This is a genomic window from Streptomyces sp. ISL-66, assembly GCF_018614135.1.
GTDB lineage: Bacteria > Actinomycetota > Actinomycetes > Streptomycetales > Streptomycetaceae > Streptomyces.
The window spans coordinates 1-12,462 of record NZ_JAGGOW010000121.1 but is presented as its reverse complement, the minus strand read 5'-3'; the positions used below and the strand labels follow the sequence as shown (position 1 = coordinate 12,462).

Here is a 12,462-nt window from a genome sequence, read left to right as displayed (position 1 = left end):
CCGGCACCGGGAGCGGCACAGCGACCGGCGCCGGCTCCGGGTCCGGCATCGGGACGGGCACCGGCACCGGCACCGGCTCGGGCTTGGGTACCGGCTTCGGGACCGGCACCGGCTTCGGAGCCGTCTCCGGGACCGGCACCGGGAGCGGCACAGCGACCGGCACCGGCACCGGGTCCAGCATCGGGACGGGCACCGGCTCCAGGTCCGGCATCGGAACCGGTACCGGGCCGGGTTCGGGGGAGGACCACCCCGGGGTGTACGGGCCGGGGGTGGGGCGGCTGGCCGCGCGGGTGGCCGGGCGGGTGCACGAGGCCGCGCGGCTCTGCCTGGGGCCCGGGCAGGGCCAGTTGAGCCGGGCGGCCTTCGAGGAGCTGTTCCCGTGGCGGCCCGGCTGGGCCTCCGCGGTGCTCACCGAGGGGCTCCTCGTGCCCGTCGGCGACGGCTACCGCTTCGCGCACGAGGAACTCTCCGACTGGCTGCAGGCCGCCCACCTCGACCTGCCGGGCGCCCTGGACACCCTGGGCCGGGCCGTCCCCCGTCACCGGATCGGGCCCGTCCTGGAAGCCCTGCTCCGGCTCCCGCCGGACGAGGCCGCGGCCCCGTTGTCGCGGCTCGTGGCCGCACTCGACGGCGGCCCCGGCTACGGCTCCGACGGCGGCCCAGGCTGGGGCCCCCGCAGCGACCCCGAGGGCGGTTCAGGCTGCCGCTCCGGTAGCGGCTCCGACAGCGGCCCCGGCTCCGACGGTGACCCCGACGGCGGCTCAGGCTGCGACCCCGACAGTGGCCCCGGCCGCGGCTTCGGCTCCTACGGCGGCCCCGACGGTGGCCCAGGCTGGGGCCCCCACAGAGACCCCGACGGCGGTTCAGGCTGCCGCTCGGGCAGCGCCCCCGACGGTGACCCCGACGGCGGCTCAGGCTCCGGTCCCTATGGTGACCCCGGCTGCGGCTCCGACGGTGGCCCAGGCTGCGGCCTCCACGGTGACCTCGACGGTGGCTCCGGCTGCGGCTCGGACAGCGGTCCTGGCTGCGCCTCCGAGAGGGGCCCCGGCAGCGCCCCCGACGGTGACCCCGACGGCGGATCAGGCTGCGATCCCGCCAGTGGCCGCGACCGGGACCGCGGCTGCGGCTTCGGCTTCGGCTCCTACGGCGGCCCCGCCGGTGACCCCCGCTCCGGCCTCGACGGTGGCTCCGGCTGCGGCTCGGACAGCGGTCCCGGCTGCGCCTCCGAGAGGGGCTCCGGCAGCGCCCCCGACGGTGACCCCCGCTTCGGCTCCGACGGCTACCCCGACGGTGGCCCGGGCTGCAGCCCCGACGGTGACCCCGGCGTCCGCTCCGGCTGCGGCCCGGACAGCGGTCCCGGCTGCGCCTCCGAGAGGGGCCCCGGCGGCGGCCCCGGCTTTGGCGCCGAGGTCCCTGCCGACGGTGTCCCCGGTCCCGAGGCTTTCTGGTGGGCCGCCCGGCTGGTGCGTGAGACCCTGCTGCGCGTTCCCGACGCGACCCCGTACCTGCCCGTCCTGCACGCCCTCGCCGACCACCTGGCCCACTCGGCGGCCGCTCCGCCCGAGGAGTTCGGGGGGTGGTTCTGGAACCGGCTGCGCCTGGCCGAAGGGGACCGGTTCGCGTTGCTGCGGAGGCTGGTGGCGCGGGACCACCGGTACCTCGGCGCCGCGGCCCGGCGGCTCGTCCGCGCGCCGCGGCTCGTACAGCCGTTGCTCTGCGGCTGGTTCGCCGACGAGCGACGGCTGTACGGCCGCCCCGCGGCCACCGTCGCCACCGCCGCCCAGGCCCTGCTGCACACCCACCGCGAGGTCGCCGTCGACGACCTCGCCGAGGTGCTCGTCGTCGCCGTGCACCCCCGCGCCGACGAGCTGCTCGCCGTCCCGTACGGGGGAGGTCGTCAGGTCCACGGCGACCGGCTGGCCGGCCTTGTTCCACAGCACCTGGCCGCGCACCCGGTGCTTGCGCCCGCTGCGCAGCGTGTCGGCGAGCGGGGACTCCTCGAAGGGGAAGGGCGAGCCGTCGGTGCGCGAGTGCTGGACCAGTCCGTGCAGCTCGCGGTTGCCGAGGTCGGTGGCGCGGTAGCCGAGGATCTGCGCGGCGGCCGGATTGACCAGGACGACCCGTCCCTCGGTGTCCGTGCCGACGACGCCCTCGGCGGCGGCCCGCAGGATCATCTCGGTCTGGCGCTGGGAGCGGGCCAGCTCGGCCTCGGTGTCCACCGTCTGCGAGAGGTCCCGTACGACGAGCATCAGCAGCTCGTCGCCGGTGTACGAGGGCTGCGGCTCGCGGTAGGCGTCGCGGCCGTCGAGGTGGGCGGCGGTGACCTCCACGGGGAACTCGCTGCCGTCGGTGCGGCGCGCGACCATCCGCTTCGGGCGGGCGCGGCCGCCCTCGTCCTCGCCGGGCCGGCGCATGGAGCCGGGGATCAGCTTGGAGTCGAATTCGGGCAGGAGGTCGAGCACGCCCCGGCCGACGAGCCCGGTACCGGGGCTCTCCATGACCTCGAGGGCGATCGAATTCGCGTTGACGACCGTGCCGTTGGCGTTGACGAGCAACAGCGCGTCGGGAAGGGCGTCGAGTATTGCTGCGAGGCGAGCAGCGCCTCGGGATGGCCTGCTGCTCACGACGTGCTTCCTCCCTGACTACAACTACCGGCATGTCACGGGAGGAGTCTAAGGGCACGGGCTCCCGGCGAGAGGGCGGATGTGCTGCGGATCCCGTTCGGTCGCCGCATCCTCCCAGGTCAGGAGCGCCCACGCGGAAGCACAGGTTCCAACTCGTTCCAGCGGCTGATTTCGCATCCGTTCGTCCTGCGGAACTCGGAATCGACCCTGCGGCCGTGCCAGGTCCCGGTGATCCGAGCGGTGGCGCGACCGCCGTCGACCATGCTGCAGAGCTGCTGCTTGGGGTCGGCGAAGGGGTCCTTGCCCTCGCGAGTGAGGGCTTCGAGGCGGGCGCAGGCCTCTTCGGCCCGGGGGTGGGTGCCGCCGGCCGGGTTGCACTCCAGCCGGTACTGGCCGTCCGCGCGCGGGTTGCCGGTGTCGGAGACGGCGACGGTGAGCCGGTCGGGGGCCGCCAGCAGCCGCCCCAGGGGTGGCAGCGGGGGCAGGGGGCCCGCCGCCGCGGCGGTCAGGGCGGATGCGACGGCGAAAGCGGCGAGACGCAGCATGGGGCACTCCAGGTCGTCCGTACGTCGTACGGCTGACCAACGACGGTCCGGCCTCGACGTTCCGGCTTCGACGTTCCGCACGGAACGGGGCTTAAGGCTTTGCCCTCCGGGCCGCGCTCCTTGTACCGTGGGAGCGGATTGGTGACCGGCCCCTGGCCTGTGTCATCATCTGCACGCACCTTCGTACGCGGGGGTGTGCTGGAGGCGTCGCCTAGTCCGGTCTATGGCGCCGCACTGCTAATGCGGTTTGGGGCTTACCCCCCATCGAGGGTTCAAATCCCTCCGCCTCCGCACTTGTGAAGCCCCGGTCCTCGCGGACCGGGGCTTCAGTGCTTTCCGGGCCCGGGCGGCTGCGTCCGGAAGCCAAGCGGATGATCTTCTTCCGGGCCGTTTCCGCAGGTCAGCGCGGGTGTGGCTAATGGATTTCGCGTCCCGGCGAGGTCCATGTATTGTTGTTCTCGCAAGGCCAACGGGGCGCAAAACCCCGGCCCGCCAAGCACTCGTAGCTTAACGGATAGAGCATCTGACTACGGATCAGAAGGTTGCAGGTTCGAATCCTGCCGAGTGCACAGCAGCTCAGAGGGCCCGGACGAAAGTCCGGGCCCTCTGGCGTTTCCGCCGTACAGCAGCGAAGTGCAGCAACCGCCTCAGCCGCCGGCGCCGCCCATCGCTTCGGACGGCTTGCTGGTCATCCACAGCTCGACGCGCCGGAGCGGATCTCCCGGGAGACGACGTTGTGAGGGGCGAAGGAGCGTCGTAGCCGGTCCGACGGTGCCCCCGCGGACCACAACGGTTTCGGCCTATATCGCCCAGGTTTCAAAAAGGCCCGACTCCCTCCCGAGGAACAGCGCTGCCGAGGTGGGAAGCAGCAAGCAAATGCCGACGCCGCCCAGCACATACGGCGCCACTGGCGTCCTTTTCGGGAAGTGGTCATCGGCTCGACGCTTGCGTGCAAGAGCGGAGCGCCGGATGAACAGAGCGGCACTCAATACAAGCAGGAACGCGCCGACCATCTGCAACGCCATCAAGGCGCATTCAATGAGGAAAATGGCAAGGTACGAGAGCAGCAACCCCACGACTACCCTCACTCGCTCAGTTCGGCATTAATCAGAATCCGGTCGGCTTTCATCGCCGTCGGCTGCGACCACGCGCAAGGCGGACCATAGGATCATGGCCTGGAGTGCGTCAACCCGTGCAGCTGAACGTGTGCCCGATGCGTGCCCGACCGGTTGGTCACGCTGTACTGCTCCCTCCTCCTCAGGGAGGAGGGCTAGCTCCGGGGAGCTACGGGGGGAGATGGCTCCGGCGGGGGACGCCGGGTCACGCCGGGGCCCGATACGGTTCTTGGAGATCGAGGCCGCGGTCTCGATCGAGATCGATTCACCGGGACGGCAGGGGGCCCCATGGGACTGTTCGGCAATGCGCACGCAGTGGATCCGGCGTCGGCGCACCGCGAGTACGCGCGGCTGCTGGGGCACGGGGAGCAGGTGCACGCCGCGTACCTGCTGATCCGCGACACGATCCTGTTCACCGACCGGCGGCTCGTGCTCATCGACAAGCAAGGGCTCACGGGGAAGAAGGTGGAATACCACTCGATCCCTTACCGGAGCATCACGCATTTCTCGGTGGAGACGGCGGGCCACTTCGATCTGGACGCGGAGCTGAAGATATGGCTCTCCGGCAGCTCGGAGCCGATATCCAAGACCTTCACCAAGGGAGTCGATATCTACGAGGTCCAGGCGATCCTGACGCAGTTCGTCGCCCGGTAGCCGGCCATGACCTGGTGGTGCACCGGAATCCGGTGGATCGAGGGCGGGCCCGCCATCGGCTGGTACGGGCAGGGGCCGGGCCGGGGGGAGCGGAGCAGTCCCCTCGCGTACGGGCAGTCGCTCGTCTTCGCCGGGCGCGGTGAGCGCCGCTGTCTCGGTGTCCGCAGGGCCGGGCGGCGGACGCCGTGCCCGACGGAGCGGACCGTGCCCGGCCGGAGCGGGAACGCCCAGTGCCCCGAGTGCGCCCGTCTGGACCGGTCCTTCTCGGTGGCGGCGGACACCAACGCCGCCGATCCGCGGACCTATCGGGTGTACCTCGCCTGGTTCGGGCCGGGCCTGGTCAAGGTCGGCATCACCGCCGAGGAGCGCGGGTCGGCGCGGCTGCTGGAGCAGGGTGCGGTGACCTGGGCCTGGCTGGGGCGCGGGCCGCTGATGGCGACCCGGCGCACGGAGGAGCTGCTGCGGGCCGCGCTCGGGGTGCCGGACCGGATCGCCTACGCCCGCAAGCGGGCCGTACGGGGTCACCTGCCGCCGGGGCCCGAGCGGGCCGCGGAGGTCGCCGGACTGCACGCGCGGGCGGCCGCGCTGGAGGGGTGGCCCGAGTCGCTGGAGCGGCTGGGGTGCGAGGTCCGCGACCACGTGGAGGCGTTCGGGCTGGAGGGGATTCCCCTTCCCGATCGGGTGATCTCCGAGATGGTGGCCGGCGGGACCGTCGCCGGGCGGCTCGTCGCCGCGGCCGGACCGGATCTGCACTTCGCCGACGGGCTGGTCGTCGACACCCGGCTGTTGGCGGGCTGGGAGTTGGCGGCCGCGGGGGAAGGAACCGCCACCGATGTGCCCGTGGCCGGGATCCCGGCGGTCCTGCCGGGGGCGCCCGGTGGTCAGGACGGGCTGTTCTGAGCGCTGCCGGGCGCCGGGACCAAGGTCAAAACTTGGATCCCTTTGCCTTGCCGGGGCGGATTGCGGTGGACATGCCCGGCCCGGCTCGCAGAGGGTGTGGGCATGAGCATCCAGCCCGTACCGGCCTTCGAACCGCCGTATGTCATGAGTGTTTTCACGAGCGTCCGGACCGCTGACGACAGGGGGTACTCCGAGACCCTCGACCGGATGACCGAGCTCGTCGGCGCCAACCCGGGCTTCCTGGGCTACGAGTCCGCGCGCACCCCCGGCGGGCTCGGCATCACCGTCGGCTACTTCCGCGACCACGAGTCCCTCGCCGCCTGGCGTCGGGACATGGAGCACCAGGCGGCCATGAAGCAGGGCCGGGCCGACTGGTACGAGAGCTACACGCTGCACGTCGCGACGGTGGAGCGGAGCCATGGATTTGTCCGTGACCACGGCGACAGCTGAGGCCGTCCGGGCCTTCCGGGAGCGGCTCGGGGTGCCCGGGCTGGTCGACGTACACACCCACTTCATGCCCGGGCGCGTGCTGGACAAGGTGTGGGACTACTTCGACGCGATCGGTCCGCTGACCGGTGTCGCGTGGCCCATCACGTACCGCCACGAGGAGGAGCAGCGGGTCGCGCTGCTGCGGGAGTTCGGGGTCCGGGCCTTCACCTCCATGCTCTACCCGCACAAGCCGGCCATGGCCGCCTGGCTCAACTCCTGGGCCGCGGACTTCGCCGCCCGCACGCCCGACTGCCTGCACACCGCGACCTTCTTCCCGGAGGACGGGGCGGCGCAGTACGTGCGCCAGGCCGTCGGGGCCGGGGCACGGGTCTTCAAGGCGCACCTCCAGGTCGGCGGCTACGACCCCAACGACGACCGGCTCGACGAGGTCTGGGGGCTGCTCGCGGAGGCCGGTATCCCCATCGTGGTCCACTGCGGTTCGGGGCCCGTCGCGGGCAAGTACACCGGACCGGAACCGATCGCGCGGCTGCTGGCCCGCCATCCCCGGCTGCCGCTGGTCGTCGCGCACATGGGGATGCCCGAGTACGCCGACTTCCTCGACCTCGCCGGCCGGTACGCCGAGGTCCGGCTCGACACGACGATGGCCTTCACCGACTTCTCGGAGCAGTTCAGCGGCTTCCCGCCGCAGGACCGGGGCCGGCTCGCGGACCTCGGCGACCGGATCCTGCTGGGCACCGACTTCCCGAACATCCCCTACCCCTACGAGCACCAGCTCGCCGCCCTCGAGCGGCTCGGCCTCGGCGACGACTGGCTGCGCGCCGTCTGTCACGACAACGGCGCCCGTCTGTTCCGGCTGGCCTGAGGGGCGGGAGGGGTTTCTCAGTGAATTCACAGGTTCAGGCAAGAACGCTCTCAGAGGTGGCGGCCAGCGTGTACGCATGACTGCGACGACCACCTCCCACGCGTCCACGTCCGCCGGCAACCACACGGCTCTCGTCCGGCCCGACGGCCGCCCGTGCCGGGTCCTCGTCGTGGACGACGAGGCCGCCCTCTCCGAACTGCTCTCCATGGCCCTGCGCTACGAGGGCTGCGAGGTCCGCAGTGCGGGTGACGGGGCGGGCGCGGTGCGCGCGGCGCGGGAGTTCAGGCCGGATGTCGTACTCCTCGACATCATGCTTCCCGATATGGACGGGCTGGCCGTCCTCGGCCGACTGCGGCGGGAGCTCCCGCATGTCCCGGTGCTGTTCCTGACCGCCAAGGACTCGGTCGAGGACCGTATCGCGGGCCTCACGGCGGGCGGCGACGACTACGTCACCAAGCCGTTCAGCCTGGAAGAGGTCGTGGCCCGGCTGCGCGGCCTGGTCCGGCGCTCCGGCGCGGCGCAGGCCGCCCGCGGAGGCTCGGTGCTCGAGGTCGGAGACCTGCGGCTCGACGAGGACAGCCACGAGGTGAGCCGGGGTGGCCAGGAGGTCCACCTGACCGCCACCGAGTTCGAGCTGCTGCGGTACCTGATGCGCAACCCGCGCCGGGTGCTGAGCAAGGCGCAGATCCTGGACCGCGTGTGGTCCTACGACTTCGGCGGCCAGGCCAATGTGGTCGAGCTCTACATCTCCTACCTGCGGCGCAAGCTCGAGGCCGGCACCGGGCTCCCGTCGATCATCCACACCCGCCGGGGCGCCGGCTATCTGATCAAGCCGGCCGAGTAGTGGCCTTCCGGCTGCGTTCCCCGCGCTTCCCGTCCGGCCTGCGCTTCCCGTCCCGTCCGCCCGGAGGGGCCGTACGAGCCGGGTGGGCGGGACGGGGCCGTCGGCCCTGGTCCCTGCGGACCCGGCTGGTGGTTTCGGCCGTGGCGCTCATCGCCGTCGTGGGCGCGGCCATCAGCACCGTCACCACCCTCGCGCTGCGCTCGTACCTGGTCGACAAGGTCGACCAACAGCTGCGCGTCTCCGTGGAGATGGCGAGCAGGGCCCCCGGCGCGGGCAAGCCCAGCCGGGAGGGCAACCTCAACTTCGTGCTGGCGCCCGGGTCCCCGCTGGGGGCCGTCGGAATCAGGCTCGACCCCGCGGGGAAGGTCGTCGGCAGTGCGCGCAGCGACCGCAGCGCCGCCATCGGCGGGTCCGGCTACGACAGCCATCAGCCCCTCACCGAGCCTCAGGCGGCGGAACTCGTCCGGGCCGCAGGGAAGGCCACCGGCAAGGGCACCGGCAAGGCCGCCGGAGGGCGTCCGGGCTCGGTCGAGCTGCGCCTGCCCGGCCTCGGCGGCTACCGGGTACTGACCGGACCCGACGGGAACCTCGTCCTCGGCTTCCCGCTCGCCGAGGTCGACTCCACCGTGCGCACCCTGATCGCGGTGGAGGTCTGCGTCACCCTCGCCGGGCTGATCGCCGCCTCCCTCGCCGGACAGGCCCTGGTCGGCGTCGCCCTGCGGCCGCTGCGGCGGGTCGCCGTCACCGCCACCCGGGTCTCCGAGCTCCCCCTGCACAGCGGTGAGCCCGTCCTGCACGAGCGGGTCCCCGATGCCGAGGCCGATCCGCGGACCGAAGTCGGGCAGGTGGGCGCCGCCATCAACCGGATGCTGGGCCACGTCTCCTCCGCGCTCACCGCCCGGCAGCAGAGCGAGACCCGGGTCCGGCAGTTCGTCGCCGATGCCAGCCACGAGCTGCGCACCCCGCTGGCCTCGATCCGCGGCTACGCCGAACTGACCCGCCGCGGCCGGGAGGAGCCCGGTCCCGACACCCGCCACGCCCTCGGCCGGATCGAGTCCGAGGCCACCCGGATGACCGGCCTGGTGGAGGACTTGCTGCTGCTGGCCCGCCTCGACGCGGGCCGCCCGCTGTCCACGTGTGACACCGACCTGGCTCCGCTCGTCGTGGACGCCGTCAGCGATGCCCGCGCCGCCGGCCCCGAGCACCACTGGCGCCTGGAACTGCCCGACGAGCCCGCTCCGGTGCACGCCGATCCGGCCCGGATCCAGCAGGTCCTGGTCAACCTGCTGGCCAACGCCCGCGTCCACACCCCGCCCGGGACGACCATCACGGCGCGTGTTTCACGTGAAACATCCCTCGCCCCGAGGGCCAACGTTTCACGTGAAACATCCGCCATCCGGCTCCGGATCGAAGACGACGGGCCCGGGATCCCACCCGTCCTGCTGCCCCACGTCTTCGAGAGGTTCGCCCGCGGGGACGCCTCCCGCTCCCGTGCGGCGGGCTCCACCGGCCTCGGACTCGCCATCGTCCAGGCCGTGGTCTGCGCCCACGGCGGCCGGGTCGAGGTGCGCAGCGAGCCGGGCCGGACCTGCTTCGAGGTGCTGCTGCCCCTCGGCACGGCCGATGCCGCAGGTGGCCGCATCGCCGACGCACACGACTCACAGACGGGGCACAGGGTCAGCACACAGCGGTGACAGCCCCGGCCGGGAGGGTCGGAGCATGCCAACCGACACCTCTCCCGGAGCCCTCCCGGTGCGGGCGTCCCTCGCACCCGTACCGGGTGAGCCCGTCCTCGACGTGGTGATCCCCGTCTTCAACGAGGAGAAGGACCTCGGGCCCTGTGTGCACAGGCTGCACGAACACCTCACCCGGACCTTCCCGTATCCCTTCCGCATCACCATCGCCGACAACGCGAGCACCGACCGCACCCCCGAGGTGGCCGAGGCCCTCGCCGCCCGCGTCGCCGCAGTGCGCAGCACCCGACTGGAACAGAAGGGCCGCGGCCGGGCCCTGCGCACCGTGTGGTCGGATTCCGACGCGCCCGTGCTCGCGTACATGGACGTGGACCTCTCCACCGACCTCAACGCCCTGCTGCCGCTGGTCGCCCCGCTGATCTCCGGCCACTCCGACCTCGCCATCGGCACCCGCCTGGCCCCCTCGTCCCGGGTGGTCCGGGGAGCGAAGCGGGAGTTCATCTCCCGCGCCTACAACCTGCTCCTGCGCTCCTCGCTGTCCGCCCGGTTCAGCGACGCCCAGTGCGGTTTCAAGGCCATCCGGCGGGAGGTCGCCGAACGGCTGCTGCCGCTCGTGGAGGACTCCGGCTGGTTCTTCGACACCGAGCTGCTGGTCCTCGCCGAGCGGGCCGGACTACGGATCCACGAGGTGCCGGTGGACTGGGTGGACGACCCCGATTCCACCGTCCACATCGCCCGCACCGCCGCCGAGGACATCAAGGGGGTCTGGCGGGTGGGCCGGGCGCTGGCCGTCGGCGCGCTCCCGCTCGACCGGCTCGCCCGCCCCTTCGGTGACGATCCGCGCGATCGCACCGCCCTGCCCGGGGTGCCGCGCGCTCTGGCCCGCCGGCTGCTCGGCTTCTGCGCCGTCGGAGCCCTCTCCACCCTCCTCTACCTGCTGCTCTACTCCGCCGCCCGGACCGTGGCCGGGCCCCAGCTCGCCAACGCGGCCGCGCTCCTGCTTTCCGCCGTCGCCAACACCGCCGCCAACCGCCGGCTCACCTTCGGCGTCCGGGGCCGCGACCGTGCCGTGCGCCACCAGGCCCAGGGGCTCGTGGTGTTCGCCATCGGTCTCGCCCTGACCAGCGGCTCGCTCGCCGCGCTGGCGGCAGCGGGCGGCGGTGCGGCGCACGGCACCGAACTGGCCGTCCTGATCACCGCCAACCTCGCCGCCACCGTGCTGCGGTTCCTGCTCTTCCGCGCCTGGGTCTTCCCCGAACGGCGCGTCACCCCCGCGAAGGACGCCTCCTGATGACCACGGCAGCACTGCCGCTCCACCCGCCCGCCCTGGCCGCCAGGGCGCACGCCGACCGGCCGCGCTGGGAGCGCCCCGCCCTCACCGGGCTGCTCGTCGCCACCGCCGTCCTGCTGCTGTGGGACCTCGGGGCCTCCGGCTACGCCAACTCCTTCTATTCCGCCGCCGCCCAAGCGGGCAGCGAGAGCTGGAAGGCCTTCTTCTTCGGCTCCTCCGACGCGGGCAACTCCATCACCGTCGACAAGCCCCCGGCCGCCCTGTGGCCGATGATGCTGTCGGTCCGGCTCTTCGGGCTCGGCGCCTGGCAGATCCTGGTGCCCCAGGCGCTGATGGGCGTGGGCACCACCGCCGTGCTCTACGCCGCCGTGCGCCGCCAGTTCGGGCCGGCGGCGGCGCTGATCAGCGGAGCGGTCTTCGCGCTCACGCCCGTGGCGGCGCTGATGTTCCGCTTCAACAACCCCGATGCGCTGCTGGCCCTGCTGATGACCGTCATCGTGTACTGCGTACTGCGGGCCCTCGACGGGGCGCACACCAAGTGGCTCGTGTGGGCCGGGGTCGCGGTCGGCTTCGCCTTCCTGACCAAGACCCTGCAGGCGTTCGTCATCCTGCCGCCGCTGGCCCTGCTGTACGCGTTCTGCGCGCCGACCCGGCTGCGCAGGCGCCTCGGGCAGCTGCTGCTGTCCGGGCTCGCGATGGTGGCGGCAGGCGGCTGGTGGGTGGCGATCGTCGAACTGTGGCCCGCCGCCTCCCGCCCGTACATCGGTGGCTCGCAGACCAACTCCTTCCTGGAACTGACCCTCGGCTACAACGGTCTGGGCCGGATCAACGGCGAGGAGACCGGCAGCGTCGGCGGCGGCGCACGTCCCGGCGGCGCCGGTGGCGGCGGTGGCGGCGGGGGGATGAGCTGGGGAGAGACCGGCATCGACCGGCTGTTCTCGTCCACCATCGGCGGCCAGATCTCCTGGCTGCTGCCCGCCGCCCTGATCCTGCTCGTCGCGGGCCTCGTGGTCACCTGGCGGGCCCGCCGGGCCACCGACTCGCTGGAGGGCATGGCCCGCGCGGCCTTCCTCGCCTGGGGCGGCGCCCTGCTGATCACCGGACTCGTCTTCAGCTTCATGCAGGGGATCTTCCACGAGTACTACACCGTCGCCCTGGCGCCCTTCGTGGCCGCGCTCGTGGGCATGGGAATCGCCGTCCTGTGGGAGGAGCGGGGTGGCCGGGCCGCGTCGCTGACCTTGGCCGGGACCCTCATCGTCACGTCGTACTGGGCGTTCGTGCTGCTCGGGCGCTCCACCGGGTACGCGCCCGGACTGCGCTGGGGGGTGCTCGTCGCCGGACTCGGCGCGGCGCTCGTGCTGCCGTTCGGCGCGCGGCTGGGCCGGCGTGCCGCGCTCGGCGTGGCGGCGGTCGGCTTGGCGGCGGCACTGGCCGGGCCCCTCGCGTACTGCCTGACCACGGTGGCCACCGCGCACACCGGGTC

At 72.8% G+C, this 12,462-nt stretch carries 10 protein-coding genes, 2 tRNA genes and 2 pseudogenes; 11 read left to right on the top strand and 3 right to left on the bottom strand.

Going from position 1 to position 12,462, the window contains the following annotated elements:
• Positions 1–260 precede the first annotated feature (260 nt).
• Positions 261–626 (top strand): annotated as a pseudogene (locus tag J7E97_RS36175) (serine protease); the annotation flags it as partial.
• A gap of 1,230 nt (positions 627–1,856) precedes the next feature.
• Here the strand turns inward: J7E97_RS36175 and J7E97_RS23220 are convergent.
• Positions 1,857–2,624 (bottom strand): annotated as a pseudogene (locus J7E97_RS23220) (PAS domain-containing protein); the annotation flags it as partial.
• 119 nt (positions 2,625–2,743) lie between these two features.
• Entirely contained in the window at positions 2,744–3,169 is a 426-nt protein-coding gene (locus J7E97_RS23215; protein ID WP_215030554.1) for an SSI family serine proteinase inhibitor, read from the bottom strand.
• Positions 3,170–3,369: 200 nt separating this feature from the next.
• Between J7E97_RS23215 and J7E97_RS23210 the strand changes: the two genes are divergently transcribed.
• Positions 3,370–3,460, top strand: a tRNA-Ser gene (locus J7E97_RS23210).
• A 205-nt stretch (positions 3,461–3,665) separates the two neighbouring features.
• Positions 3,666–3,738, top strand: a tRNA-Arg gene (locus J7E97_RS23205).
• A 231-nt stretch (positions 3,739–3,969) separates the two neighbouring features.
• Here J7E97_RS23205 and J7E97_RS23200 read toward each other — a convergent pair.
• Complete coding sequence (locus tag J7E97_RS23200) at positions 3,970–4,245, bottom strand: hypothetical protein (protein ID WP_215030553.1); 276 nt, start codon at positions 4,243–4,245, stop codon at positions 3,970–3,972.
• Positions 4,246–4,572: 327 nt separating this feature from the next.
• Here J7E97_RS23200 and J7E97_RS23195 point away from each other — a divergent pair, with 327 nt between their 5' ends.
• The 8 genes from J7E97_RS23195 to J7E97_RS23160 all read left to right on the top strand — a co-directional run.
• Positions 4,573–4,938 carry a PH domain-containing protein gene (locus tag J7E97_RS23195; protein WP_215030552.1) on the top strand — a complete coding sequence of 122 codons (366 nt, stop codon included), beginning with the start codon at positions 4,573–4,575 and terminating at the stop codon, positions 4,936–4,938.
• A 6-nt stretch (positions 4,939–4,944) separates the two neighbouring features.
• Positions 4,945–5,838, top strand: a complete 894-nt coding sequence (locus tag J7E97_RS23190) for a DUF2797 domain-containing protein (RefSeq protein ID WP_215030551.1) — start codon at positions 4,945–4,947, stop codon at positions 5,836–5,838.
• 102 nt (positions 5,839–5,940) lie between these two features.
• Positions 5,941–6,288 carry an antibiotic biosynthesis monooxygenase gene (locus tag J7E97_RS23185; protein WP_215030550.1) on the top strand — a complete coding sequence of 116 codons (348 nt, stop codon included), beginning with the start codon at positions 5,941–5,943 and terminating at the stop codon, positions 6,286–6,288.
• Positions 6,257–7,150 carry an amidohydrolase family protein gene (locus J7E97_RS23180; RefSeq protein ID WP_215030548.1) on the top strand — a complete coding sequence of 298 codons (894 nt, stop codon included), beginning with the start codon at positions 6,257–6,259 and terminating at the stop codon, positions 7,148–7,150. Before J7E97_RS23185 ends, J7E97_RS23180 begins: the two co-directional genes overlap by 32 nt.
• A 76-nt stretch (positions 7,151–7,226) precedes the next feature.
• A complete protein-coding gene (locus tag J7E97_RS23175) occupies positions 7,227–7,994 on the top strand; it encodes a response regulator transcription factor (RefSeq protein WP_215030547.1) in 768 nt (255 codons plus the stop codon).
• Between the two features lie 140 nt (positions 7,995–8,134).
• Positions 8,135–9,688 carry a HAMP domain-containing sensor histidine kinase gene (locus J7E97_RS23170; RefSeq protein ID WP_308346723.1) on the top strand — a complete coding sequence of 518 codons (1,554 nt, stop codon included), beginning with the start codon at positions 8,135–8,137 and terminating at the stop codon, positions 9,686–9,688.
• Positions 9,689–9,713: 25 nt separating this feature from the next.
• Positions 9,714–10,979: a dolichyl-phosphate beta-glucosyltransferase gene (locus tag J7E97_RS23165; RefSeq protein ID WP_215030546.1), complete on the top strand. Its 1,266-nt coding sequence runs from the start codon at positions 9,714–9,716 to the stop codon at positions 10,977–10,979.
• Positions 10,979–12,462, top strand: a 1,484-nt coding sequence (locus J7E97_RS23160; RefSeq protein WP_215030545.1) for a glycosyltransferase family 39 protein, incomplete at its 3' end; no start/stop codon positions are given. The genes J7E97_RS23165 and J7E97_RS23160, both read left to right, overlap by 1 nt.